This window comes from Modestobacter italicus (assembly GCF_019799965.1).
Classification (GTDB): domain Bacteria; phylum Actinomycetota; class Actinomycetes; order Mycobacteriales; family Geodermatophilaceae; genus Modestobacter; species Modestobacter italicus_A.
Genome location: NZ_JABGCJ010000007.1, coordinates 129,630 through 154,580, shown reverse-complemented (window position 1 = coordinate 154,580; position 24,951 = coordinate 129,630). Strand labels below are relative to the sequence as shown.

19 protein-coding genes are annotated in these 24,951 nt (G+C 76.7%); 11 read left to right on the top strand and 8 right to left on the bottom strand.

The window, feature by feature from the left end; all coding sequences use genetic code 11:
- Positions 1–78: 78 nt before the first annotated feature.
- The gene (locus HLA93_RS17285; protein WP_222195664.1) at positions 79–297 is read left to right on the top strand and encodes a hypothetical protein; all 219 of its coding nucleotides are present in this window, start codon (positions 79–81) and stop codon (positions 295–297) included.
- A 65-nt stretch (positions 298–362) separates the two neighbouring features.
- Here HLA93_RS17285 and HLA93_RS17280 read toward each other — a convergent pair whose 3' ends face one another.
- The 4 genes from HLA93_RS17280 to HLA93_RS17265 form a co-directional block, all read right to left on the bottom strand.
- The gene (locus HLA93_RS17280) at positions 363–1,160 is read right to left on the bottom strand and encodes an enoyl-CoA hydratase-related protein (protein WP_222195663.1); all 798 of its coding nucleotides are present in this window, start codon (positions 1,158–1,160) and stop codon (positions 363–365) included.
- A 10-nt stretch (positions 1,161–1,170) separates the two neighbouring features.
- Positions 1,171–2,031 carry a 3-hydroxyacyl-CoA dehydrogenase family protein gene (locus tag HLA93_RS17275; protein WP_246626915.1) on the bottom strand — a complete coding sequence of 287 codons (861 nt, stop codon included), beginning with the start codon at positions 2,029–2,031 and terminating at the stop codon, positions 1,171–1,173.
- Positions 2,032–2,149: 118 nt separating this feature from the next.
- On the bottom strand, positions 2,150–4,762 hold the full coding sequence (locus HLA93_RS17270; RefSeq protein ID WP_222195662.1) for a helix-turn-helix transcriptional regulator: 2,613 nt from the start codon (positions 4,760–4,762) through the stop codon (positions 2,150–2,152).
- A complete protein-coding gene (locus tag HLA93_RS17265) occupies positions 4,759–6,783 on the bottom strand; it encodes an Hsp70 family protein (protein WP_222195661.1) in 2,025 nt (674 codons plus the stop codon). The genes HLA93_RS17270 and HLA93_RS17265 overlap by 4 nt, the downstream gene beginning before the upstream one ends.
- A gap of 276 nt (positions 6,784–7,059) precedes the next feature.
- Here HLA93_RS17265 and HLA93_RS17260 point away from each other — a divergent pair, with 276 nt between their 5' ends.
- The 3 genes from HLA93_RS17260 to HLA93_RS17250 all read left to right on the top strand — a co-directional run bounded on the left by HLA93_RS17260 (position 7,060) and on the right by HLA93_RS17250 (position 12,065).
- Entirely contained in the window at positions 7,060–8,499 is a 1,440-nt protein-coding gene (locus tag HLA93_RS17260) for an IniB N-terminal domain-containing protein (RefSeq protein WP_222195660.1), read from the top strand.
- 165 nt (positions 8,500–8,664) lie between these two features.
- Complete coding sequence (locus HLA93_RS17255) at positions 8,665–10,518, top strand: dynamin family protein (protein WP_222195659.1); 1,854 nt, start codon at positions 8,665–8,667, stop codon at positions 10,516–10,518.
- Positions 10,515–12,065, top strand: a complete 1,551-nt coding sequence (locus HLA93_RS17250; RefSeq protein WP_308128201.1) for a dynamin family protein — start codon at positions 10,515–10,517, stop codon at positions 12,063–12,065. Before HLA93_RS17255 ends, HLA93_RS17250 begins: the two co-directional genes overlap by 4 nt.
- Here HLA93_RS17250 and HLA93_RS17245 read toward each other — a convergent pair.
- A complete protein-coding gene (locus HLA93_RS17245) occupies positions 12,033–12,620 on the bottom strand; it encodes a hypothetical protein (RefSeq protein WP_222195658.1) in 588 nt (195 codons plus the stop codon). The genes HLA93_RS17250 and HLA93_RS17245 overlap by 33 nt on opposite strands.
- Positions 12,621–12,938: 318 nt before the next feature.
- Between HLA93_RS17245 and efeB the strand changes: the two genes are divergently transcribed.
- The 4 genes from efeB (at position 12,939) to HLA93_RS17225 (ending at position 19,282) form a co-directional block, all read left to right on the top strand.
- Entirely contained in the window at positions 12,939–14,219 is a 1,281-nt protein-coding gene (gene efeB / locus HLA93_RS17240) for an iron uptake transporter deferrochelatase/peroxidase subunit (RefSeq protein ID WP_222195657.1), read from the top strand.
- A gap of 43 nt (positions 14,220–14,262) precedes the next feature.
- Entirely contained in the window at positions 14,263–15,384 is a 1,122-nt protein-coding gene (locus HLA93_RS17235; RefSeq protein WP_246626914.1) for a glycerate kinase, read from the top strand.
- Positions 15,385–15,501: 117 nt separating this feature from the next.
- Complete coding sequence (locus HLA93_RS17230; RefSeq protein WP_308128200.1) at positions 15,502–17,268, top strand: protein kinase domain-containing protein; 1,767 nt, start codon at positions 15,502–15,504, stop codon at positions 17,266–17,268.
- 94 nt (positions 17,269–17,362) lie between these two features.
- Positions 17,363–19,282 (top strand): SpoIIE family protein phosphatase, encoded by a 1,920-nt coding sequence (locus HLA93_RS17225; protein ID WP_222195656.1) that lies wholly within the window; start codon positions 17,363–17,365, stop codon positions 19,280–19,282.
- A 10-nt stretch (positions 19,283–19,292) separates the two neighbouring features.
- On the opposite strand, the gene HLA93_RS17220 is transcribed toward HLA93_RS17225, so the two are convergent.
- Complete coding sequence (locus HLA93_RS17220) at positions 19,293–19,616, bottom strand: hypothetical protein (RefSeq protein ID WP_222195655.1); 324 nt, start codon at positions 19,614–19,616, stop codon at positions 19,293–19,295.
- Positions 19,613–20,677: a hypothetical protein gene (locus tag HLA93_RS17215; RefSeq protein ID WP_222195654.1), complete on the bottom strand. Its 1,065-nt coding sequence runs from the start codon at positions 20,675–20,677 to the stop codon at positions 19,613–19,615. Before HLA93_RS17215 ends, HLA93_RS17220 begins: the two co-directional genes overlap by 4 nt.
- 193 nt (positions 20,678–20,870) lie before the next feature.
- On the opposite strand from HLA93_RS17215, the gene HLA93_RS17210 reads away from it, so the two are divergent.
- On the top strand, positions 20,871–22,154 hold the full coding sequence (locus HLA93_RS17210; protein ID WP_222195653.1) for a competence/damage-inducible protein A: 1,284 nt from the start codon (positions 20,871–20,873) through the stop codon (positions 22,152–22,154).
- Positions 22,155–22,161: 7 nt separating this feature from the next.
- On the opposite strand, the gene HLA93_RS17205 is transcribed toward HLA93_RS17210, so the two are convergent.
- Complete coding sequence (locus HLA93_RS17205) at positions 22,162–22,713, bottom strand: GNAT family N-acetyltransferase (protein ID WP_222195652.1); 552 nt, start codon at positions 22,711–22,713, stop codon at positions 22,162–22,164.
- 65 nt (positions 22,714–22,778) lie between these two features.
- On the opposite strand from HLA93_RS17205, the gene HLA93_RS17200 reads away from it, so the two are divergent.
- Together HLA93_RS17200 and HLA93_RS17195 are read left to right on the top strand one after the other, a co-directional pair.
- Positions 22,779–23,174, top strand: coding sequence for an SRPBCC family protein (locus HLA93_RS17200; protein WP_222195651.1), 396 nt, complete (start codon positions 22,779–22,781; stop codon positions 23,172–23,174).
- 35 nt (positions 23,175–23,209) lie between these two features.
- Positions 23,210–24,850, top strand: a complete 1,641-nt coding sequence (locus tag HLA93_RS17195; protein WP_222195650.1) for an acyl-CoA dehydrogenase family protein — start codon at positions 23,210–23,212, stop codon at positions 24,848–24,850.
- Positions 24,851–24,951: the final 101 nt, after the last annotated feature.

The window sequence follows — 24,951 nt, the reverse complement described above, 5'->3', positions numbered from 1 at the left end:
ACGCGCCGACGGGGGTCGGTCACCCGATGGGGTGAGCCGGGGCTGTCCAGATCGGCCGGCGCTGCCGACAACTGCTGGGTGACCACGCAGACGCTCACGTTCGCCGCCGCCCGCAGCCGTGCGCACGGGCCGACCACCGCGCTCTGGCACGCCGTCGAGGTGCACCGGGCGCCGGCGGACCTGGACGGGGCGTGCGAGCTGACCGTCTGCGGCACCCTGGCCCGGGTGACCACCGAGGAGAACTGGCCGGTGCGCGCGCTGGACGCCTGCCCGGCCTGCACCGTCCAGGCGCGCTGACCGCCACCGCCCCACGTCGCCCAGGCCGGGCGGGGACCGCGCACCGTTCCACGTGGAACGGTGGCTCAGCGGCCGGTGAACACCGGCGGCCGCTTGGCCAGGAACGCCTCCACGGCCTCCCGGTGGTCCGCGGTCGCCCCGAGGCCGGTCTGCAGGCGCGCCTCCAGGGCCAGCGTCTCCTCCAGTGAGTCGGTGGCTGCCGTCGCCAGCACCCGCTTGATCGCCCGGAGGGCAGCGGTCGGCCCGGCGGCGAGCCGGACCGCGAGGGCCGTCGCCTCGGCGAGCACCTGCTCCGCCGGCACGACCCGGTGCACCAGACCCCACTGCTCGGCGGTCTCCGCCGGGAACGGCTCGGGCAGCAGCAGCAGCTGAGCGGCCCGCGACCCGCCCACGCAGTGCACCAGCCGGGAGGCCAGCCCCGAGTCGCTGGACAGGCCGACCCCCGCGAAGGCGGTGGTGAACTTCGCGCCGGCGGCCGCCACCCGCAGGTCACCGGCGAGCGCGATGCCCATCCCGGCTCCGGCGCAGGCGCCGTTGACCCCGACCACCAGGGGCACCGGCAGGGCGGCCAGGGCCAGCACCAGCGGGTTGTACTCGGCCTCCACGACCGACAGCGCCCCCTGCCCGCGGCCGGCCGGTGACCGCAGCTCCTCGACGTGCTCGGCCAGGTCCTGACCCACGCAGAAGGCCCGGCCGGTGCCGGTGAGCAGCACGGCGCGCACCGACTCGTCGGCGGAGACCTCGCGCACCACTGCCAGCAGCTCGGTGCGCAGCCGGTGGGACAGCGCCGAGCGCTGCAGGGTCAGGGTGGCCACGCCGTCGGCGTCGGTCCGGGTGACGGTGGGCTGGTCGGGCTGGGACATCGTCGTCCTCTCAGTCTGCGTCGTAGGCGTGGAAGCCGCGGCCGGTCTTGCGGCCCAGCTCACCGGCGGCCACCTTGTCACGCAGCAGCTGGGGCGGGGTGAACCGCTCGCCCAGCGTGCTCGCCAGGTACTCGGCGATCGCCAGCCGCACGTCCAGGCCGACCAGGTCGGTCGAGCGCAGCGGCCCCATCGGGTGCCGGTACCCCAGCTCCATGGCCGCGTCGATCGCCTCGGCGTCCGCGACGCCCTCCTCGAGCATCCGGATCGCCTCCAGCCCGAGCAGCACGCCCAGCCGGGACGAGGCGAAACCCGGGGAGTCCCGCACCACCACGTCGGCCTTGCCGAGCGAGCGCACCCAGCCACGGGCCGCCGCGACGACGTCCTCACCGGTGTCCGGGGCCACGACGACCTCGACCAGCTTGGAGGCCGGCACCGGGTTGAAGAAGTGCATCCCGAGGAAGCGGGCCGGCCGCTGGAGCGCCGCGGCCAGCTCGGTCACCGACAGCGAGGAGGTGTTGGTGGCCAGCACCGCGTCCGGCCCCAGTGCCGCCTCCGCGGCAGTGAGCACGGCGACCTTGAGGTCGGCCCGCTCCGGCACCGCCTCCACCACCAGTCCGGTGTGGCCGGACAGCTCGGCCGGGGAGTCCACGAGGGTCAGCCGTGCCAGCACGTCGGCCACGTCGCCGGTGAGCTTGCCGCGCCGGGCCGCCTCCTCGAGCCCGGCCGCCACCCGGTCGCGGGCTGCCTCGGCGGCCTCGTCGCCGGCCTCCACGACCTCGACCCGGGCCCCGGCGGCGAGGAACGCCTGCGCGATGCCGGCGCCCATCCGGCCGCCACCGATCACACCCACCCGGTCAGGGACGTCGATCATCGGAATCGTCTCCTCGCCAGGACCCGCGCACCGCCGAGCTCCGTTGCCGGCGAGACAGACGCGGACCCGCCCGCCCATCATGCCGACGCCCGCGCGAGCGGCCACCCCGGAGTGCCGGTCAGGCGTGCTGGGCCAGCTCCGCGCGCAGCCGGGCCAGCAGGTCCGAGCGGGTGCTCGCCCCCAGCCGCTGCCGCATCCGGGAGACGTGGTGCTCCACGGTCTTGGGGGAGATGTACAGCTGCCCGCCGATCTCCCGGTAGGTCTGCCCGGCGACGACCAGTTCGGCGACGTCGCGTTCCCGCTGGCTGAGCGTGGGGTGGCCGGTCGGTGCGGTCGCCGGGCCGGGGGCGCCGGGCTCGGTCGCCGGCCGGGCCGTGGGCGCGGGCGCGGGTTCGTCCCCGGCGGCGAGGTCGCGGGCGCAGTGCAGCAGGTCCAGCCGGTCCCGGGAGTCCACTGCCCGGGCCGCGGCCTGCCCGGCCAGCCGGGAACCGTCCCAGGCCAGCCCGACCCCGGCCAACCCGGTCGCCGCGGCGACCACCGCGGCCGCGTCGACCTGGCCGCCGAGCAGCCGCAGCCAGCAGCGCCCCGCGGTGGCGACGGTCGCGGCGTAGTGGTTCGTGCGGGCCGCGGCGACCAGGGCGGTGGCGTGCGGCTCCAGGCCGGCCGGGTCGTCGACCAGGATCGCGGCCTGCACCCCGCTCCAGTGCAGCGGGGCCGACCACACCGGGGGCTGGTCCAGCCGGGCGAGCAGCGCCTCGGCCTGGGACAGGTGGGGGGCCAGTCGGTCGGCCTCGGCGAGCCGGGCGCCGGCCACCAGCAGCTCGCCCAGCGGGAGCAGGGTGAACAGGTCCATCGGGTGCCGCAGGGCCACCTGGCGGGCCCGCTCCCAGGCGGTGGTCAGCGCCGGGGCGTCGCTGGCGCGGCGGGCCAGGCCCACTTCCAGGGCGCGCAGGAACAGCTCGTCCCGCGGTTCCAGGCCGCGGGGCGCCTCCTCGACGGCCCGGGCCGCCAGCGCACGGGCGCTCGTGCTGCCGCTGCGGAGCATCGCCGTCCACGCCCGCAGCAGCAGGTGCCGGGGCCGGCACGGCGGCCCCCCGACGTCGGACTCCAGCGCCCGGTCCAGCACCGACTCGGCCACGGTCAGCTCACCGCTGTGCAGCGCGAGCAGTGCCGCCAGCGCCGCCGGGCTGTCCAGCAGCAGCACGCCCCGCCCGACCGGCTCCAGCAGGGTCGCCGCGCGGGTCAGGGTGGACAGCGCCTCGGCGACGTCGGCCGCGGTGGCGCCCGGACGGACCGACTGCAGCACCCCCTGGGCCATCAGCCGCTGCGCACCGGCCACCATCGTGGCCGCGCGGTGGTCGCCCGGGCCGTCGGCGGTGGCGAGGCAGGCCGTGGCGTCGGACACCGCGCCGAGCGCGACCAGCGCCAGGGCGGTGGACCCGGCGTGTGCCGGGCCCGCCAGCCGGCACAGCTCGGCGCTGCGCCCGAGCATCCCGCGGCGGGCGAGCACCGCGGCGGCGACGCTGGCCGCCCGGCCACGGTCGGGGGCGGCCTCGTCCTCCAGCGCCCGGTCCGCCCACTGCAGCGCCCCGTCCAGGTCGCCGACCAGGGCGGCGGCGGTGGCCCGGCGGGCCGCGAGCCGGGCGGGCGGGGCGCCGGCGGCGGCCGCCTCGGCCAGCAGCGTGCCGGCCAGCTCCGGGTCCGTGGCCAGCACGGCCCGGCCCTGCTCCTCCAGCACCTGGGCGGCGCGCGGGTCCCGCACCCGGTCGGCGGCCAGCGACCGGGCGACGGCCAGCGGCTCCTCCCCGCGGTCGAGCAGCACGCGCAGCAGCCGGCGCCGGGTCTGCCGGGTGATGTCGGCGGGGGTGACGTCCAGCAGCACCTGGTGCACCAGCGGGACGACCGCGCCCTCCGCCAGCAGCAGACCACCACCCCGTGCCCGGGCCACCAGGTCCCCGGACCGCCGGACCGGCAGCTCCAGCACGTCGGCGAGCACCTCGGCGTCCAGCGGGGTGCCGGCGGCCAGTGCGTGCAGCAGCGCCCGGTCGGCCTCGTCGAGGGCGTGCAGGTCGGCCCGGACCCGGTCGACGACGTCCGGCGGGACGGCCCGGACGGCGGGCCGGCCCCCGCGGCAGGTCGCGGCCAGCGACCGCAGCAGGTGGTCGACGAGGGCGGGCAGCCCGCCGGTCTGGTGGACGACGAACTCCACGACGTCCTGGGTGGCCGCGGGCCCGAGCTCGGCGGTCGCCCACCGCTCGACCTCGTCGTGCTCCAGGTGACCGAGCACCACCAGGTGCCGGTCATCGCCCATCGCCTCGATCAGCGAGGTCAGCTCGGGCAGGTGCGGCCACGGGCGGTAGGCCAGCGTCACCCGGGCCCGGCGGGACACGACCAGCTCCTCCAGCCGCCGGCAGGTCTGCGCCGTCAGCCGCTGGCCGTCGTCGACGACGACCGCCACCTCGCTGGCCACGTTCCCCCGGTCGGCCTCGCCCAGGGCGGTGGCGGTGGGGGCCGCGTCGGCGTCGACCACCGGCACCCCCGCTGCCCGGTAGGCGGCGGCGAGCTCGGCCAGCAGCAGGGTCTTGCCGGTGCCGCCCGGCCCCTGTACCGCGACCGAGGGGACGGCGCGGCCCGCGCCGTCGTCGCCGTTGACCAGCCGGCCGGCGACCACCCGCAGCGACCGGGCCCAGTGCGTGGCGGTCTGGTCGGGCGAGCTCAGCGCGATCGTCATGCCTGCTCCGGCACCTCGGTGCCGGTGGCCTCCGGTGCCCCTGTCGCTGCCGGTTCCTCGGTGGCCGGCGGCTCCTGGCTGGCCGGTGGCTCCTCGCTCACCGGGGCCGGGGTCTCCGTCTCGGTGGGGGGCGGGGTCGGGGCCGGCGTCTCGACCGGGGGCGGCGGGGTGGGGGTCGGCGTCGGCTCGACCACCGGGGGCGGCGTGCTGGTGCCGGGCGGCGGGGTCGTCGGCGTACCCGTGGGGGGCTGGCTCGACTGCCCGGCCGTGCCGCCGGTCCGCGACGGGGTGCCCGGCGTGGCCGTGCCGGTGGCGCTCCCGCTGGGCGAGCCGCCGGCGGTGGTGGACGGGGGCGCTGTCGGGTCCTCGTCGCTGCCGGCCGAGGTGGTCGCCGCGCTGCTGCTGCTCGGTGTGCTGCGCGAGGAGCTGGTGGCCGCCCGGTCGCGGGCGGTGGATCGGGACCCCGCCGTGCTGCCGGTCGGGTCGTCGTCCTGGTCGCGGGCGGCTGCGCCCCGGGTCTCCGCGCGGCCGGCGGCGGCCGGGGAGAGGCCGCTGCGCGGGTTCCCCCCGCCGTCCTCGTCGGCCTCCCTGGTCGCATCGCCCGACTCGGAGGAGGCGGGAGCAGCGACGGCCTCCTCGCCGGAGCCGCCGGTCCAGCCCGCGGAGACGGCCGCTGCCACGCCCACCACGATCGCGACGAACGCGGACAGCACCACGCCCACGCGGGCGGCGTGCCGCCTGCCCTGGGGGTCGGGGGCCGGGACCGGGGGACGGTCGCCGGACCGGGCGGGTGGTCGGCCACCCGCGGGAGGCGTCCCCGGGCGGGCTCCGGCCCGCGGACCGGCCGCCACCGGGGGGCGGGCGGTGCGACGCCGGCCCGGCCGGGTGACCGGCACGGCGGCGAGGGCGCCCGGCTCGTCGCCGTCCGCGGCGACCTCGTCGGTCGCGTCCTCCTCCGGTGCCGCGGTCGCCGGCGGTGCGGCGAGGAACTGGTCCCGGGCGAGCTCGGCGGCCCCCAGGGCGGCGGTGCCGGCGGGCTCGGCGGCGACCACGACCGGCCGGTCGAGGGCGCCGGAGAGCGTCTCGGCCACCAGGGGGACCGCCGCGGTGCCGCCGGCCAGCACGACGGCGGCCACGTCGGCGACCTCCAGCCCGGCGTCGGAGACCGCGCTCCGGACCGCGGCGACCAGGGCCTGCAGCGGCTCGGTGACGAGCTCCTCGAGGTCCTCACGGACCAGGCGCAGCGAGATCGGGCCGTCGGCGCCGGTGAGCTCCACGCCGGCGACGCTGTCGGTGGACAGGGCCTCCTTCGCGGCCACGCACGCCGCCCGGATCTCCGCGGGGGTGGCGGTCACGCCCTCCTCGGTCGCCAGGCAGTCGTCGACCAGCTCGACGACCGCGTCGTCCAGGTCGCGACCACCCCAGGCCAGGGGGAGCGGCGGGACCGCCAGGGTCTCGACGTCCCCGTCGGCCGTCGTCCGGACGACGGCGGTGTCGACGGTGCTCGCCCCGACGTCGACGACGACGACCGGGGCGCCCTCCGGGACGGCGTCGCGGTGGTGCCGGGCGATGGCGACCGCGCTCGACTCCAGGGAGAGCTGCTGCAGGCCGGCGGCCCGGACCGCCGAGTCCAGCAGGTCGCGGCGGTGCCCGGCCCAGCTGGGCGGCACGGTGAGCACGGTGCGCGCCGCCGCCGACCCGTCGGCCGGGGTGGCCTGCTCGACCACCTGCGCGACGAGGGCGGCCACCACGTCGGCCGGGTCGACCGGCCGGCCGTCGACGACCATCGGCGCGGGGCCGCCCACCCGCCGCAGCGGGTGGCCGACCGGTACGAGGGGCGCGGTGCGCTCGGCCACGGCGGCCTGCGGGCGGACGTCGGTGTCGTCCGGACCGACGGCGCCGGGGGGCACGACCTGTCCGGCCGGCCACAGGAGCCGGGCCGCGCCGTCCTGGGCCCGGACGGCCGCCACGACCGTCTGGTCCCCGATGTCGATGCCCAGCGTGTAGTCGCCCTGCCCCATGAGCCCCCCACCCGTCGTGACCGGGGCCACACTGCCCGAGTCCGCTCGAACGTAACCCTCCGCGACGGTGATGTGGAACCACTGTGGCCACTGTTGCGTGAGAAGACGGTGAACATCGGCGACACCCCGGTGCCCCTAACGGTGCGTCATCGGGCATCCCCCATCCGGGGGTCGGCCGATGGGGGGACAACACCCGATGGGCAACCTGGCCCGGTGGTCCTTGACTGCTCCCAGCAGCCGGACGACGACGTCCGGAGCAGACCCCTGGAGGACGCCATGACCACTCTCGCGAGCTCGCTGCTCGACTTCATCCTCGACCTGCTGCGCGACCCGGCTGCGGCCGAGGAGTTCCAGGCCGACCCCGAGCAGGCCCTCGCCGCGGCCGGCCTGGACGACGTCTGCGCCGCCGACGTGCACGCCGTGATGCCGATGCTGGCCGACTTCGCCCCCGTGGGCGTCGGTGCCGCCGGGATCGCCCACACCGCGCCGGCCGGCCACGCCGCCCCGGCCCCGACGCACACCGCGCCGGCCGAGAAGCCCGACCACGACAAGCCCGACCACTGCGAGGACGACCACGCCAAGCCCCCGGCCGAGGGCGCCCCGGCGATCGAGCACCTCAAGTACATCCAGACCAACTACACCTACACCTCGACCACCACCATCGACGCCTCGCACAGCGTCTGGGCCGGCGAGGACGTCTACCAGGTGTTCGGCGAGGACATCGTGGTCGCCACCGGTGGCAGCGTGGCCGCCGGCGACGACGTGGAGAAGGCCCTCGTCGACAACAGCCAGCACACCAGCACCGACAACAGCGTCGACATCGACGGCTCGTTCAACGTCGACGACTCGTACAACAACGAGGACTCCAACAACGTCGACCTCGACGTCCGCAACTCCGGCAACACCGTGGAGGGCGACGGCAACGCCGTCGGCGAGGACAACACGGTCGACAACTCGGACAACTCCGACCACTCGGACAACTCGGACAACTCCGACAACTCGACGAACGTCGCCATCGACATCGAGGACTCGCTCAACGGCAACACCCTGGCCGGCGGCGACGTGCACAACGGCGACAACGTCCACACCGACGTCGACGTGGACGACGTGATCGTCGGCAGCGGCAACATCGTCGGCGACGGCAACGTGGTCGGGAACGAGACGGACAACTCCGACAACTCGGACAACTCCGACAACTCCACGAACGTGGACATCGAGGACTCGTTCCAGGACAACTCCGACAACTCGGTCAACGACTCCCACAACGACAACTCCGACAACTCGGTGGACGTCGAGGACTCGTTCAACGACAACTCGGACAACTCCGACAACTCCACGAACGTGGACGTCGAGGACTCCTTCAACGACAACTCCGACAACTCCACCCACGTGGACGTCGAGGACTCGTTCAACGACAACTCCGACAACTCCACCGACAACTCCACCGACGTGGCCGTCGACGTGGACGTCGAGGACTCGTTCAACGACAACTCCGACAACTCCGACAACTCGGACAACTCCACCAACGTCGACGTGGACGACTCCTTCAACGAGGAGACCGTCGAGGTCGAGGACTCGTTCAACTACGAGCCGGTCGTCGTGGAGGACTCCTTCAACGACAACTCCGAGGAGTACACCGAGAACTCGGTCGCCGTCACCGACAACATCGTCGCCGTGGACGACTCGAACGTCCTGGACGTCGAGCCCGTCAGCTGACCCGAGGACCCGGTCCCGGCGGCGGAGTCCCCGCCGCCGGGACCGACGTCGGCCGTGCCCGGCCCCACCGCTCCTGGACACAGGGAGCGGCGAGGCCGGGCACGTCGGCGTCCGAGGTGGCACGGTGCACGTGCGGCGACGGGGCCGCCGGACCGAGGGGTGGGCATGACGACACCGACCAAGCAGGCGACTCCGCCGATCAAGCTGCTGGACGGGTTGCTGGCCGCGGCGGGGGCCTGTGAGCGACCGGACCTGCAGCGCCGGCTGGAGGCCGCCAAACGGCGCACCCAGAGCCCGACGGTGCGGGTCCTGGTGGTGGGTGAGCCGGGCCAGGGCAAGAGCACGCTGGTCAACGCGCTCGTGGGCGCACCGGTCTGCGCGGTGGGGCCGGGCACCCCGACCCGGGTACCGACCGTGGTGCGCGAGGGCACGACGGCCGCGGCCGCGCTGGTCTACGCCGACCGCTCGGCCGGCGGTGACCTCGCCGACGCGCCGCTGGAGCGGGTGCCGGTCCCGGTGACCGAGCTGCCGGCCCGGGCCGCGGCGGCCGCTGCGGCTCCCACGGTGGACGGCGGCCGGTCGCTGCTGCGGGCCGAGGTCGAACTCCCCCGGCGGCTGCTCACCGGTGGCCTGGAGCTGGTCGACACGGCCGGGGTCGGTGGGGTGGGCACCGGCGCGGAGCTGGCCACCCTCGAGCTGCTGCCCAGTGCCGACGCCGTCCTGCTGGTCAGCGATGCCTCGCAGGAGTTCACCGCCCCCGAGATGACGTTCCTGCGGCAGGCCGCGGCGTTGTGCCCCACGGTGGCCTGCGTCCTGACCAAGACCGACGCCTGTCCGGACTGGCGGCGGATCGCCGACCTGGACCGGGAGCACCTGGTCGCCGCGGAGGTGAGCGCCCCGGTGTTCACCGTCTCCTCGGTGCTGGAGGTGCTGGCCGTCCAGCGCAAGGACCGGGAGCTGCACGAGGAGTCCGGCTTCGGGGCGCTGGCCGCCCACCTGCGGCGGGAGGTGGTCGACCGGGCCGAGACCCTGGCCCGCCGGTCGCTGGTGCACGACCTGCGGTCGGTGGCCGACCAGCTGACCCTGGCGCTGCGCAGCGAGCTCTCCGGCCTGCAGGACCCCGCCCGGGGCGAGCAGCTGGTCGAGGAGCTGGAGCAGGCCCGGGAGGCGGTGGAGGACCTCCGGCGGCGCTCGTCGCGCTGGCAGCAGGTGCTCGGCGACGGCGTGACCGACCTGATGGCCGACATCGACTACGACCTGCGGGACCGCAGCCGTGTGGTGACCCGGGAGGCCGACGCGGCGATCGACGCGCACGACCCGGGCCCGCTGTGGGACGACTTCGCCGACTGGCTCGACCGGCGGGTCGCCGGCGCGGTGGCCGACAGCTTCGTCTGGGCGACCCAGCGGTCGGAGTGGCTGGCGGCGCAGGTGGTGGAGCAGTTCACCCGGGACGGCGGGGGTGTCCTCCCCGAGCTCCAGGTGGGGGACGGTGGCGACGCGCTGGGCGCCCTGGTCGACCTCACCGACATCGACCGGGGTCAGCTGAAGGTGTCCCAGCGGGTGCTGATCGGCATGCGGGGCTCCTACAGCGGGGTGCTGATGACCGGGCTGGTGACCAGCCTGGTCGGCATGTCGCTGATCAACCCGATCTCGCTGGGCGTGGGGCTGGTGATCGGCAGCAAGGCCTACCGCGACGACAAGGTGGTGCGCCGGCAGCGGCGGCAGGCCGAGGCGAAGGCCGCGGTGCGCCGGCACCTGGACGAGGTGGTGTTCCACGTGGGCAAGCAGCTCAAGGACCGGCTCCGGGTCGTGCAGCGCACGCTGCGCGACCTGATCACCGACACCGTGGAGGAGATGTCCCGGACGCTCGCCGAGGCGCACCGCACGGCACAGCGGGCGGCGAAGACCGCCACCGCCGACCGGGCCGCCCGGATCCGCGAGCTGCGGGGCCGGCTGGAGGAGGTCCAGCGGCTGTCCGCGGAGGTGTCCCGGCTGGCCGGGGAGAAGGTGGCGGCGTGAGCGCGACGGTGCGGCCGGCTGCGGGCCGGACGCTCCCCGACGACGTCCGGCACCTGCTGGACGACGCGCTGGAGGTCTACGCCGACGACCCGGCCGCGGTGTCCCGGCTGCGGGCCTCCCGGGAGCGGCTGGACGAGCCGCTGCGGGTGGCGCTGGCGGGCCGGGTCAAGGCCGGGAAGTCGACGCTGCTCAACGCGCTGGTGGGGGAGCGGATCGCCCCCACCGACGCCGGCGAGTGCACCCGGGTGGTCACCTGGTACCGGCGTGGCCCGGTGCCGCGGGTGGTGCTGCACGGCGTCGACGGCGCCCACCGCCCGCTGCCGGTCCGCCGGGTGCGCGGCGAGTTGCGGCTGGAGCTGGCCGACGCCGCGGTCGACCAGGTGGAGCGGCTGGTGGTCGACTGGCCGGCCGCCGGGCTGGGGACGGCGACGCTGATCGACACCCCCGGCATCTCCTCGCTGTCAGTGGAGAACAGCGCCCGCACCGAGGCGTTCATCGACGCCGGGGACCAGGTCTCCGGCGCGGACGCGGTGCTCTTCCTGACCCGGCAGTTCCAGCCGGCCGACCTGAGCTTCCTGGCCGCCGTCCAGCAGGCCTGCGGCGGTCTGGCCACGACGACGCTGTCGGTGCTGTCCCGGGCCGACGACGCCGGCGGTGGGCAGGTCGACGCGCTGATCGCGGCCGGGCAGCTGGCCCGGCGCACCGCGGAGCAGCCCGCGGTGCGCGCGCTGAGCGCCAATGTGCTGCCGGTGGCGGGCCTGATGGCGCTGGGGGGACGCACCCTGCGGCACGGGGACTTCGTCGCCTTCCGGGCGCTGGCCCGCGCCGACCGGTCCGACGTGGAGACGATGCTGCTCACCGCCGACCGGTTCCGCCGGCCCGAGGTGCCGGTGGACCTCTCCGCTGAGGTGCGGGTCGGGCTGGTGGAGCGGTTCGGCCTGTTCGGCATCCGGATGGCGGTGGCGCTGCTGCGCACGGGGGTGGGCGACGCCCCGACGCTCGCCGACCAGCTGGTGGCCCGCAGCGGGCTGGGGGAGCTGCAGCGCCTGCTGGCCGTGCAGTTCACCGAGCGCGGCGACCAGCTCAAGGCGGCCACCGCGATGCGCCTGCTGGAGCGGCTGCTGCGGGAGCGGCCGGTCAGCGGCGACGGTGAGCTGTGGGCCGGTCTGGAGCAGGCGCGGACGGCGTCCCTGGACCTGATGGAGCTGGACCTGCTGGCCCGGACGCGGTCCTCGGACGGGCCGTTCCCGCCGGACGTGCGGGAGGACGCCGAGCGGCTGCTCGGGGCGCACGGGTCCGGGGTCGCCGCCCGGCTGGGGCTCGGCCCTGAGGCCGGCCCGGCCGAGCTGCGCGCCGCCGCCGCGGCGTCGCTGGCCCGCTGGCAGGCGCACGCGGCCGACCCGCTGGCCCGCAGGGCGACGGTGGACGCGGCGGAGCTGCTGGTGCAGGAGGCGGAGACGCTGCTGCTCGGGCTGGGCGCCGACGACGACGGTGAGCAGGTCGACGCGGCGGAGTCAGCCGCGGGGCTCGCGCGACCAGGCGCGTGAGGGTGGCAGGAGCAGCAGCACGAGGGCCAGCGCGATCAGGCCACCCTGGGCGATGGCGGCGATCCGGTCGATCTCGGGGCCGCCGGTGAGCAGGTCCTGGGCGAGCACGTCCACCACGACGGTGAGCACGCCGAGCACCAGCAGACCGCGGCCCCAGCGCGACCGGCGCCGCAGGTAGAGCACCAGGCAGAGCGCGCCGAGCACGATCAGGGCGGCCAGCGGCCCCAGCACGGCCAGCACCGTGGTGTCCGCCCCCTCGCGGAGCAGCTCCTCCTCGGCGGCGGGGTCGGCGGTCGCGGCGGAGTCGACCAGGCGCTGGCGGAGGCCGGCCAGGTCCAGCGCCGCGGTGGCGAGGGCGACCAGCCCGGCGACCGAGGCGGCGCACCACGCCCACGCGGCGGTCCGGACCGTCCGGGGCGCCGGTGGCACCACGTAGGGGGCCGGCGGCGCGAGGTCGCTGCTCGTCGGCGGCCGGGGCGGTGGTGGGGGGAGGTGCCGAGGTGAGCTGGTCACCCGGCTGGGCGGCCGCGTTCCGGCGGCGTCCGCCTCGGTCATCCGTCCTCCGTCCCCCCGGTCGGTCCCGGCCCACATCTGCGACGGACCCTGACACCCGGGGCGGGGCCGGTGGGGGGTGAGCCGGCGCATCGGGTCGGACACCCCAGGTGTCGGCGCCTTTGTGTCACTGGACGAATGCACGGCGTGAGCGGTCGTCCCGGTCGGTGACCGGCCGGGCGCCGTCGCCCACCCGTCCGGCGCAGTACCGTGCTGGAGGCGGGTGGACGAGGCAGGACCAGATCCGGGGGAGCACGTGCGCGGTCCGAGGTACGGCACGACGGCACCGGACGGGGTCGGCGCAGCGGCGGTCGCGGGACGGTGACGGACTCCGTCAGCCGCGACCCGCGGCCGACCGGGCTGTCCCGGCGCCGGTTCTTCGGACTGGCCGGTGCGGGCACCGCCGGGGTGATCGCCGCCGGCGCGGCCGGGGGCGTCATCGGCCGCGCGACCGCGGACGAGCCTGTGCCGTCCGCCGGTCCGGGAGCCGACGACGCCGTCCCCTTCCAGGGCGCGCACCAGGCCGGCATCACCACCCCGGCGCAGGACCGGCTGCACTTCGTCGCCTTCGACGTCGTCACCGACGACCGGGCCGTCCTCGCCGAGCTGCTGCGCACCTGGACGGCGGCCGCGCGCCGGATGACCGCCGGTCAGGACGCCGGTGCGGTCGGCGCGGTGCAGGGCGGCCCGGACGCGGTGCCCGACGACACCGGTGAGGCGCTGGGGCTGCCGGCCGCCGGACTGACGCTGACCGTCGGGTTCGGGCCCACGCTGTTCACCAGCGCCGAGGGCGTCGACCGGTTCGGCCTGGCCGCCCGCCGCCCCGGGCCGCTGGCCGAGCTGCCCGCCTTCCCCGGAGATGCGCTCGACCCGGCGACCAGCGGTGGTGACCTGTGCGTGCAGGCCTGTGCCGACGACCCGCAGGTCGCCGTGCACGCCATCCGCAACCTCACCCGGCTGGGCGCCGGCGTGGTGCGGGTGCGCTGGTCGCAGCTGGGCTTCGGACGCACGTCGTCCACCTCCAGTGCCCAGGCCACCCCGCGCAACCTGTTCGGCTTCAAGGACGGCACCGACAACCTGAAGGCGGAGAACGCCTCGGCGATCGACCGGTTCGTCTGGGTGGCCGACGGCGACCCGGGGGCGGACTGGCTGGCCGGCGGCTCGTACCTGGTCACCCGGCGGATCCGGATGCTCGTGGAGTCCTGGGACGCCACGACGCTCGCCGAGCAGGAGGCCGTGATCGGGCGCAGCAAGGGCGCGGGGGCACCACTGGGGGGACGGGCGGAGTTCGACCCGGTCGACCTGCGCGCGCTCCCGCCGACCTCGCACGTGTTCCTCTCGCACCCGAGCACCACGGGGACGGCGATCCTGCGACGCGGCTACAGCTTCGTCGACGGCTCCGACGACCACGGGCTGCTGGACGCCGGGCTGTTCTTCATCGCCTACCAGCGCGACCCGCAGACCGGTTTCACCCGGGTGCAGCGCAGCCTGGCCCAGGACGCGATGAACGAGCACGTCCGGCACACCTCCTCGGCCGTCTTCGCCTGCCCGCCGGGGGTCACCGGGCCGGACGACTGGTGGGGCCGAGCACTCTTCTCCTGAGGACGGCGGGCCGCGTCGTCGCCGGGGGTCCTAGGGTCGCCCCATGCGCTCCGACCGACGGCCGTTGCGGGTGGTCATCGCCCCCGACTCGTTCAAGGGCACGCTGGACGCCACGGCGGCCGCCGACGCGCTGGCCGCGGGGTGGCGGCGCGAGCGCCCCGACGACGAGCTGGTCACCGTGCCGCTCGCCGACGGCGGCGAGGGGACGCTGGAGGCGCTGGGGCACGACCTGCCGGCGGACTGCTGGCGCCGCGCCGCCGTGACCGGTCCGGACGGGCGTCCGGTCGACGCCGCCTGGCTGTTGCTGCCCGACGGCACCGCGGTGGTGGAGATGGCCCGGGCGGCGGGCCTGCCGCTGCTGCGCCGGCCCGACCCGCTGGGCGCCACGACCCGCGGGCTCGGGCAGCTGCTCGCCGCGGTCGTCGCCGACCCGGCCGTACACCGGGTGATGCTCACCCTCGGCGGTTCGGCCACCACCGACGGCGGCACCGGGGCGCTCGCCGCCCTGGGCGCCCGGTTCCTGGACGCCGACGGCGCCGAGCTCCCGCCGGGCGGGGGCGCGCTGGCCCGGCTGGCCCGGGTCGACCTCGGTGGACTCACCCCGCCACCGGCCGGCGGTGTGCAGTGCCTGGTCGACGTGACCGCGCCGCTGCTGGGCCCGCTGGGGGCGGCCGGTCAGTTCGGCCCGCAGAAGGGCGCCACGCCCGACCACGTGGCCCTGCTGGACGACGGCCTGGCCCGGCTGGCGGACCTGCTCGGTGGAGACCGGGAGGCGCCCGGCGCCGGCGCGGCCGGCGGCACGGCGTACGGCTTCGCCGCCTGCTGGGGAGCGGAGTTCGTCAGCGGTGCCCGGGCGGTGGCGGCCGCGGCCGGGCTGGACGACGCGCTGCGGGACGCGGGCCTGGTGGTCACCGGGGAGGGGCAGTTCGACGCGCAGTCACTGCGCGGCAAGGTCGTCGGTGACCTGGTGGACCGGGCGGGGACCGCCGGTGTGCCGGTCGCCGTCGTCGCCGGCCGCGTGGACGCCGCCGAGGAGCTGCCGGTCGCCCGGGCGCTGTCGCTCACCGACCTGGCCGGGTCGGTCGCCGGCGCCATGACCGAGCCGGCTCGCTGGCTCGCCGCGGCCGGGGCACAGCTGGCCCGGGAACAGTCCGTCACACTGTGACGTTGGCGCGGCAGGCATCCGCCGGACGGATCGCATGTGTACGAGCGGTCGGAGGGGGCATCCCCCCGACGGGTGTGCTCGGCCCCAGCGCCGGCTGGCCGGGCACCGAGCGGACGAGTGAGCAGGACGAGGGGACGGCGCACAGTGGTGGAGCCCACGAGGAGGAGCCTCGGGAACCGCTACGAGCTGCTGACCCTGCTGGCCGCCGGCGGGATGGGTCAGGTCTGGCGCGCGGAGGACCACCTGCTCGGCCGTCCCGTCGCGGTGAAGGTGCTGCGCAGTGAGTACACCGGGGACGAGCTGTTCCTGGCCCGCTTCCGCGCCGAGGCCCAGCACGCCGCCGCGCTGAGCCACCCGAACATCGCTGCCGTCTACGACTACGGCGAGGAGCCGGCGATCGACGGCTCCGGCGAGCACCTGGCCTACCTGGTCATGGAGCTGGTCGAGGGCGAGTCGCTGTCCGCCGTCCTGGCCCGGGGCGAGGCGCTCACCGCCGACGAGACGCTCGACGTCCTGCGGCAGACCGCCTCGGCGCTGGCCGCCGCGCACCACGCCGGCGTGGTGCACCGGGACGTCAAGCCCGGCAACGTGCTGGTCCGGAACGACGGCACCGTCAAGATCACTGACTTCGGCATCGCCTGGTCGGCGGGGAGCGTGCCGCTGACCCAGACCGGCCAGGTCGTGGGCACCGCCTCCTACCTCTCCCCGGAGCAGGCGGCCGGCGCGCACGCGACCCCCGCCAGCGACGTCTACGCCCTGGGCATGGTCGGTTACGAGTGCCTGACCGGGCACCGCGCCTTCGACGGCGACAACTCGGTGGCCATCGCCCTGCGCCACCTCCGCGACCAGCCCGAGCCGCTCCCCGAGAGCCTGCCCGTCGCGGTGCGCACCCTGATCGAGCGCGCCCTGGTCAAGGACCCGGCCCAGCGCTACCCGGACGGTGCCGCGATGGTGGAGGCGATCGACGAGGTGCTCGCCGGCCGGCAGCTTCCCCCGGTCCAGCGCACCGACACGCAGAGCTTCTGGCTGCTCCCCGCGCCGGCCGCCTACACCGAGGGTGGCCCGGCGACCGACCCGGGCACGTCCGCCGTCGGGCGGAGCCGGCCGGTGGGTCGGGTGCTGGTCCCCCTGGTGGCGCTGCTGGCGGGCGCCGGCATCGCCGCCGGGGTGCTCCAGGCCCTCGCCCCGACCGGTACGACGCCGACCGCCGCTGCGGTCGAGGTGCCGGGAACGGCCACCGCCACACCGGACTCCCTGGTGCTCGACGCCGACGACTACCTGGGGCGCCCGGTCGGCGCGGTCCGCGCCCAGCTCGAGGCGATGGGCCTGCTCGTCGAGGTGCAGCCGGTGACCACCGACGCGGCGGCGCCGGACACCGTGGTCGACGTGGCCCCGCTGTCGGTGCGGCTGCAGGCCGGGAAGACCGTGCTGCTCAGTTACGCCGTGGCACCCAGGGACAGCGCGACGCCCAGCCCGGAGGAGAGCGACGGCGCGACCGTGGCCGTCGTCCAGGCCCCGGCGGACACCTCCGCGCCGGAGACGGCCGCGAGCCCTGCCCCCAGGCCGACCCCGGTCCCGGAGCCGAGCGCGTCCCCCAGCGGTGGACCGACCACCCCCCGGACCCCGACCGACGGCACGGACGACGAGGTCACCTCGCCCCCGGCCGGAGACGGCTCGGGGGGCGAGGACGAGGGCGGCGACGACGGCGAGACCGACGACGGGGACACCGGCGATGGCTCCGGGACCGGCGACGGCACGGGCAACGGGAACGGCACGGGCAACGGGAACGGCACGGGCAACGGGAACGGCGCGGGCAACGGTGCCGGGAACGGCGCGGGCAACGGTGCCGGCAACGGCAACGGTGGTGGCAGCGACGACGGCTGACCCGAACCGACCGGCGGCGGCCCCGCCCCGGTAGGGTCCGGCCGACCAGTCCGGCTGCACCGTCGCAGCGGGACCGTGGACGGCGCGAGGTGTCGTGGACGCAGTGGGGGAGAGCTCACCCAGCGGGACGCCGCCGCCCGTTCCCGCCGAGGCCACGGGGCACCAGTTGCCCGACCACGCGGCGGTCTTCGCCGCGATGCCCACCCCGTACCTGGTGCTCACCCCCGACCTCGTCATCGTCGACGCGAACCCGGCCTACCTGGCCGTCACCGGGCGGACGCTGGCCGAGCTGGTCGGCCGCCCGCTGTTCGACGCCTTCCCGGGCAACCCGAACAGCGTGGACGCCGACGGCGGGGCGGGGAAGATCCGGGCCTCCCTGCAGCGGGCCCGGGACACCGGCCGCGCGCAGACGATGCCGGTGCAGGAGTACGACGTCCCCGACGGTGCCGGCGGCTTCCGCAAGCGGTTCTGGAGCCTGATCAGCGTCCCGGTGCTGGACGAGGACGGGCGCTGCTGCCACCTCCTGCAGCGGGCCGAGGACATCACCGACTACGTGCGCGAACAGGCGATCGATGCGCACCCCAGCGCGCAGGGCAAGAAGTGGCAGCGCCGGGTCCTGCAGGTGGAGGCCGACCTGTTCGCCCGCGGCGCGGAGCTGCACGCGGCCCGCGAGGCGGAAGCCGACATCGCGAACCGGCTGGCCGCGCTCTCCGACGTGGCGCTCGCCCTCGGGCAGGCCGACACCCTGGACGAGCTCGCCCGGGTGGTCACCGACCGCGGCCTGGTCGCCCTGGGGGCCTACGGCGGCGCGGTGGCCGTCTGCGAGGGCGACAACGGGCTGCGGATCGTGCTGACCCAGGACCTCGGGCCCGCCGACGCCGGCGTCGACACGCTGCTGAGGCTGGACGCCGGGTACCCCGGCTGCGTGGCCGCCCGCACCGGGGAGCGGGTGCTGCTCCCGGACCCGGCGGCCAGCGTCGCCTTCTCGCCGGAGCTGGCCGCGCTGATGACCGACACCGTGGCGCAGGCGTGGGCGGCTGTCCCGCTGGAGAGCGGCGGACGGCGGATCGGCTCGCTGAGCGTGGCCTGGGACCGGCCCCGCACGCTGGACGAGGGCGAGGTGCAGCTGCTCCTCGCCCTGGCCGCCCAGTGCGCCCAGGCCCTGGAGCGCATCCGCGCCCGGGACGCCGAACGGGCCCAGCACGCGGTGGTGCAGGGCATGGCCGAGGCGCTGCAGCGCAGCCTGCTGACCGAGCCGGCCCAGCCCGACCACCTGGAGGTCGCCGTCCGCTACCTGCCGGCCGCCTCGCTCGCCCAGGTGGGCGGGGACTGGTACGACGCCTTCCTGCTCGGCGACGGCCGCACCACGCTGGTGATCGGTGACGTCACCGGCCACGACCGGCACGCCGCCGCGGCGATGGCCCAGGTGCGCAACGTGCTCCGTGGGGTGGCGCACAGCATGCTCGGGTCGCCGGCCTCGGTCCTCGGCGCGCTGGACCGGGCGATGCAGGACCTGGCGGTCGACACCCTGGCCACCGCCGTCCTGGCGACCATCGAGCAGGGGCCGGCCGAGGCCGCGGCGGGGCGGCGGCTGCTGCGCTGGAGCAACGCCGGCCACCCGCCCCCGTTGCTGATCGACCCCGACGGTGCCGTCCTCGTCCTGGAGCGGGACCCGGACCTGCTGCTGGGGCTGGATCCGGCGGTGGAGCGCACCGACCACTCGCTGCTGCTGGAGCCGGGCGCGACGGTGCTGCTCTACACCGACGGTCTGGTCGAGCGCCGGGGGTCGACGCTGGACGAGGGCACCGCCTGGCTGGTGGAGGTGGTCGGCGCCTGGGGCGGGCGGCCGCTGGACGAACTGTGCGACCGGCTGCTGGCCGAGCTGGCCGGGTCGGTCGAGGACGACGTGGCGCTGCTGGCGGTCCGGGCCCACCCCGCGGACCGGCCACGTCCGCCCGAGGCCGGGCCGGAGCGGCTGCCGCCGGCGCACACCGCCCGGGGTGGGCGCCGCTGAGCGGCCTGCGTCAGGCGGCCGTCCGCCGGGGCAGGACGCGCCGACCGGCGGCCCGGCCGGCCAGCACCAGGCAGGCGGCCGCGGCGCCCAGGGCGAGCCGGCCGGGAGAGGCGTCCAGGCCGCCGAGCAGGACCCCGACCCCGGCGGCCGCCAGGGCGGCGGTCAGCAGCTGGTCGCGACCGCGCTGCCACCCGACCACCGTGAGCAGCACCGCGGCGACGACGAGCACCCGGGCCGGGTGGGCGGCCCCGGCCAGCTGACCGGACCAGGACAGCCCCAGGGCACCCGCGGCGCAGACCGACGCGGCGAGCAGCCAGCCCCCGCCGCGGCTCACTCGCCCCGGCCCGGGGACAGCCACAGCGCGGCCGCCCCGGCGCCGAGGGCGGCAGTCAGCCAGAAGCCGCGGTCGCTGGCGGCCAGGGGCAGGGCGACCAGCACCCAGGTGGCGGCGAGGGCGGTCAGACCGCCGGCGGCCACCCGCCATGCCGTCCGCGCCGAGAGCGCCTGGCCGACCAGCGGCGCGAGGAAGGGGACCAGCAGCAGCACGACGCCGACGGTGGCGAACGTCGACCAGGTCGGCACGACCTCCCACAGCGACTGGTTGCCGAAGTCCAGCACCAGGCCGAGCTGCAGCAGCACCAGGGCCAGCCCGACCAGCCCGGCGCCGATCAGCAGGGGGCGGTCCCGCACGGCGGACAGCGCCGACCGGCGCCCACCGTTGGCCGGGGCGGCGGGCGGCAGTCCGGTCGCGGTCGCCGGCCCGGGGGTCGCCGGTGGCGGCTCGGCGATGGTGGGGTCGCCGGCCACGTCGGCGCCGAGGTCGACCGGTCCGGTCATCCGGCTGGTGTCGTAGGAGGGCTGGTACGGCTGGTAGGGCCCGGTCGGAGCCGTGTCCGGGGCTGGTCCGGGCTGCTCGGGTGCCGAGGGGCGGTCGGCCGAGGGCTGGTCGGACGGGGTCGGGGCGCTGGGGGTCCATGCGCTGGGGGTCCATGCGCCGGAGGTCTGGGCACCGTGTGCCGGGGCGGTCTGGGTCGGGGCGCTCTGGGCGGCGATCGGCCCGGTGGCCGGGTGCCCGGTGGCGACCGGCTCGTCGGGGCCCGGCGTCCCCGCCAGTCCCGGCACGGGTGCTGTGGCGCTCTGCTGCCACTCGCCGGGCTGCCAGTCGCCGGGTCGTGCCTCGTCGTGGGGTCCCTGACCCGGCTGCGGCCCGGCCTCCTCCGATTCGGGCTGCGCCTCGGAGCGCTGGCTGGGCGGGAGCAGGATCGACTGGGTGCGCGGGTCCTCCGCCTGCGACGCCGCGGTGCTGCCGGTGCCCGTCCCGGCGGCGTCGTCGCCGTCCGCGCTCGGCTCGCGGTGCGGCTGCGGCTCGGGGATCGGCGGGTGCGGCTGGCTCACGGGTCCTCCTGGTGCAGGTGGCCGACGGGGTGGTGCAGGTGGCCGACGGGGTGGTGCAGGTGGCCGACGGCGTCGGCGGCCGGGGTGCGTCCGTGGGCGGACGGTGGGCAGGGCCTTGGACACGGTAGCGGCGGGGCACCGGCCGGGTCGCCGTCCCGCGCCGTCGCGGCGGTCGCCGCCTAGGGTCGGGGCCGTGGCAGTGCGCGCGGGGATCGTGGTCACCGGCACCGAGGTGCTCACCGGTCGGGTGGCCGACCGGAACGGCCCTTGGCTGGCCGAGGCCCTCCGGACGATGGGCGTGGACGTCGGCTCGGTCGTCGTGGTCGGTGACCGCCCCGACGACCTGCGGGCCGCCCTCGCCTTCCTCGCCGGCAGCGGCGTCGACCTGCTGATCACCACCGGCGGGCTCGGCCCGACCGCCGACGACCTGACCGCCGCGGTGGTGGGCGGGTTCCAGGGCCGGCCCTCCGAGCTCGACCCGGAGCTGGAGCGGCGGATCGCCGCCGTCGTCGAGCGGCTGACCGCGATGCGGGGGTGGGACACGCCACCGGAGGCGGCCGCGGCCGGCATCGCGAAGCAGGCCCTGGTGCCGGCCGGCGCGACCGTGCTCGAGCCGGTCGGGACGGCGCCGGGGCTGGTCGTCCCGGTGGCCGGCGGCCGGTCCGGCCCGCCGGTGCTGGTGCTGCCCGGGCCGCCGTCGGAGCTGCAGGGCATGTGGCCGGCGGCGGTGGCGGCCGAGCCGGTGCGCCGGGCGCTGGCGGGGGCCACCGAGCTGCGCCAGTCGACGCTGCGGCTGTGGGGCACGCCGGAGTCCGAGCTGGCCGCCACGCTGCGCCGGGTCGAGGACCAGCTGGCTGGCCTGGAGGTCACCACCTGCCTGCGGGACGGCGAGCTGGAGATCGTCACCCGGTACGCCCCGAGCGCGGCGGAGGCGTACGGCCGGCTGGTGACAGCGGTGCGAGCCGACTTCGCGACCACGCTGTTCAGCGAGGGCCCCACGGTCGACGAGCTGGTGGCCGGCCTGCTGGACGAGCGCGGCTGGACGGTCGCGGTGGGCGAGGCGGACACCGGCGGGCTGGTCACCGCCCGGCTCACCCGGGCGGCGGGCTCGTCGCGGCGGGTGCTCGGCGGGGTGGTCGCCTACGCGAACGAGGCGAAGGAACAGCTGCTGGACGTGCCGGCCGCGGTGCTCACCGAGCACGGCGCGGTCAGCGCGGCTGGGGCGGCGGCGCTCGCCGAGGGCGCCCGGCGGCGGTTCGGCGCCGACCTGGGCATCGGCGTCAGCGGCATCGCCGGGCCGGGCGGGGGCACCGCGGCCAAGCCGGTGGGCACCCTGCACCTGGCCGTCGCCGCGCCGGTCGGCACCAGCACGGCCGCGCACCGGCTGCGCGGGGGCCGGGACGCCGTCCGGGAGCGGACGACGACCCTGGTGCTGCACGAGTTGCGGCAGCTCCTGACGACGGCGCCGGCCGGCTGAGCGTCGGTCAGTCCACCCAGCCGACGACCCGGCTGCGGCGCTCGACGAGCAGCACGTCGTGCCAGGTGGCGCGGCCGTCGACGATGCGGCGGCCGACCCGCTCGCGCCGGCCCAGCACCCGGAAGCCGAGCCGCTCGTGCAGCGCGAGGCTGCCGGTGTTGGCCGGGAAGACCGCCGAGCGGATCGTCCAGATGCCGTCGGCCTCGGTCGAGTCGACCAGCCCCTGCAGCAGCAGCCGACCCACGCCGCGGCCCTGCGCCTCCGGGGCCACGTAGACGGAGTGCTCGACCACCCCGGCGTAGGCGTCGCGCGGCGACTCGCGGCTGCAGGCCACCCAGCCGAGCACCGCGCCGGAGTCGTCGGTGGCCACGTGCCGGTGGCCGGGCAGCCGGGTGGCGTCGAACGCCGTCCAGGCCGGCGGCTCGGTCTCGAAGGTGGCCAGGCCGGTGGCGATCCCGGCCGCGTACACCTCCCGGACGGCCGGCCAGTCGTCGGCGGTCATGGCCCGGAGGACCGGCGGCGACGGAGCGGTGGGGGGAGTCGGCGGCACGTCGTCCATGATCGTCGTCCCGTCTGGGTGACTGGACAGGGGTTCCACGTGGAACCACGGGGCACTGGATGCAGATGACCTTGTTGACGCTGCACGCCACCGGCCCGGTCGACCCCGCCGAGGTCTGGGACCGCTACCTGCACCCGGCCCGCTGGGCGGAGTGGTCCCCGCAGATCAGCCGGGTGGAGGCCAGTGCAGCCGAGCTCGTCCCGGGGATGTCCGGCCGGGTGTACGACCCGCTGCGCACCTCGGTGCCCTTCGTCGTGGACGAGGTCTCCGCTGCCGAGCGGCGGTGGGCCTGGCAGGTCGTGGTCGGCCCGACCCGGCTCGGGCTGCTGCACTGGGTGAGCCCCGGCCCGGACGGCGGGACGACGGCCGGCCTGCGGGTCAGCGGGTTCGCCCCGCTGGTGGTCGGCTACGCACCGCTGGCGCTGCTCGCGCTCAAGCGGCTGGTCACCGTCACCACCTGAGCCGGGCGGCCGCTCCGGTCTCGTACGGTGCGGGGATGAGCGTCACGCACGAGGTGACCAACCAGGTGCCACCGCTGGTCGGGCACGACCCGATCGCCGGGGACGCCGCGCTGGCCGAGGCCTGCCGGCGGCACGCGGACCAGGCGGCGCTGGACTCCTTGGCCGACCTGGGCGCCCTGGCCGGCAGCGAGCAGGCGCAGGAGTGGGCCCGGCTGGCCGACCAGCACCCGCCCCGGCTGCGCACCCACGACCGCTACGGCCACCGGGTCGACGAGGTGGAGTTCCACCCCGCCTGGCACGAGCTGATGGGCGCAGCCTTCGACCACGGCCTGGCCGGTGCGCCGTGGGCCGAGCAGGCGGCCGGGGACCGGCACGCGCACGTCCGCCGTGCGGTGGGCTACCTGGGCTGGACGCAGGTGGAGGCCGGCCACGGCTGCCCGGTGACGATGACCTACGCCGCCGTCCCGGCGCTGCGTGCCGCCCCCGACCTGGCCGCGGCGCTGGAGCCCGGGCTGACCAGCCGCAGCTACCAGTTCGGGCTGGCCGATCCGCAGACCAAGCGCGGGCTGGTCGCCGGCATGGGCATGACGGAGAAGCAGGGCGGCTCCGACGTCCGGGCCAACACCACCCGCGCCGTCCCGGGGAGCGATGGCAGCTGGTCGCTGACCGGGCACAAGTGGTTCACCTCGGCGCCGATGAGCGACCTGTTCCTGGTGCTCGCGCAGACCGGCGAGGGGCTGAGCTGCTTCCTGGTGCCCCGGGTGCTCCCGGGTGGGGAACGCAACGTCTTCCGGCTGCAGCGGCTCAAGGACAAGCTCGGCGACCGGTCCAACGCCTCGAGCGAGGTGGAGTTCGACGGGACCACCGGCTGGCTGGTCGGCGAGCCCGGCCGGGGCGTGCCGGCGATCATCGAGATGGTGGCGACCACCCGGCTGGACTGCGTGCTGGGGTCGGCGGCCACGGTGCGGGCCGCGCTCACCCAGGCGGTGCACCACGCCCGGCACCGCTCGGCCTTCGGGGCCCGGCTGGTCGACCAGCCGCTGATGCAGAACGTGCTGGCCGACCTGGCGCTGGAGAGCGAGGCGGCGACCGCGCTGGCGGTCCGGCTGGCCGCCGCCCAGGACGCCGGTGAGCGCGACTACCTCCGGCTGGCCGGTGCGGTGGCGAAGTTCTGGGTCTGCAAGCGCACGCCGACCGCGGTCGCCGAGGCGCTGGAGGTGCTCGGCGGGAACGGCTACGTCGAGGAGTCCGGGATGCCGCGGCTCTACCGGCAGGCCCCGCTCAACTCGATCTGGGAGGGGTCGGGCAACGTCATCGCCCTGGACGTGCTGCGGGCCCTGGGCTCCGGGTCGCCGGCGCTGGCCGCGGTGCGCGCGGAGCTGGAGCTGGCCCGCGGCGCCGACCCGCGGTACGACGCCGCGCTGGCCGGGCTGGGCGCGGAGCTCGCCGACCCCGAGCAGCTGCCGCTGCGCGCCCGCCGGATCGCCGGCCTGCTCGCCGTCTGCCTGCAGGCCGGGCTGCTGCTGCGGCACGCCCCGGCCGCCGTCGCCGACGCCTTCTGCGCCACCCGGCTGGCCGGGGACTGGGGCGGGGTGCTGGGCACCCTGCCACCCGGCGTCCCGGTGCGGCAGCTGGTCGACCGGTCCGCGGTCGAGCCGACCGGGGCGCGCTCGTGAACGAGCGACGACGGCGCCGGGCCACCGCCCCGCCAGGGCCGCCTCGGCCCGTCCCGGCCGGTGCGCCGCAGCCGCCACTGGACGCCGTTGGGCAGACTGCC

Excerpts from the sequence above, each read along its gene's own strand:
- HLA93_RS17275 (WP_246626915.1), bottom strand. The coding sequence starts at position 2,031 with ATGATCGACGTCCCTGACCGGGTGGGTGTGATCGGTGGCGGCCGGATG.
- HLA93_RS17270 (WP_222195662.1), bottom strand. The coding sequence starts at position 4,762 with ATGACGATCGCGCTGAGCTCGCCCGACCAGACCGCCACGCACTGGGCC.
- HLA93_RS17205 (WP_222195652.1), bottom strand. The coding sequence starts at position 22,713 with ATGGACGACGTGCCGCCGACTCCCCCCACCGCTCCGTCGCCGCCGGTC.
- HLA93_RS17245 (WP_222195658.1), bottom strand. The coding sequence starts at position 12,620 with ATGACCGAGGCGGACGCCGCCGGAACGCGGCCGCCCAGCCGGGTGACC.
- HLA93_RS17195 (WP_222195650.1), top strand. The coding sequence starts at position 23,210 with ATGAGCGTCACGCACGAGGTGACCAACCAGGTGCCACCGCTGGTCGGG.
- HLA93_RS17265 (WP_222195661.1), bottom strand. The coding sequence starts at position 6,783 with ATGGGGCAGGGCGACTACACGCTGGGCATCGACATCGGGGACCAGACG.
- HLA93_RS17235 (WP_246626914.1), top strand. The coding sequence starts at position 14,263 with ATGCGCTCCGACCGACGGCCGTTGCGGGTGGTCATCGCCCCCGACTCG.
- HLA93_RS17260 (WP_222195660.1), top strand. The coding sequence starts at position 7,060 with ATGACCACTCTCGCGAGCTCGCTGCTCGACTTCATCCTCGACCTGCTG.
- HLA93_RS17280 (WP_222195663.1), bottom strand. The coding sequence starts at position 1,160 with ATGTCCCAGCCCGACCAGCCCACCGTCACCCGGACCGACGCCGACGGC.
- HLA93_RS17255 (WP_222195659.1), top strand. The coding sequence starts at position 8,665 with ATGACGACACCGACCAAGCAGGCGACTCCGCCGATCAAGCTGCTGGAC.
- HLA93_RS17200 (WP_222195651.1), top strand. The coding sequence starts at position 22,779 with ATGACCTTGTTGACGCTGCACGCCACCGGCCCGGTCGACCCCGCCGAG.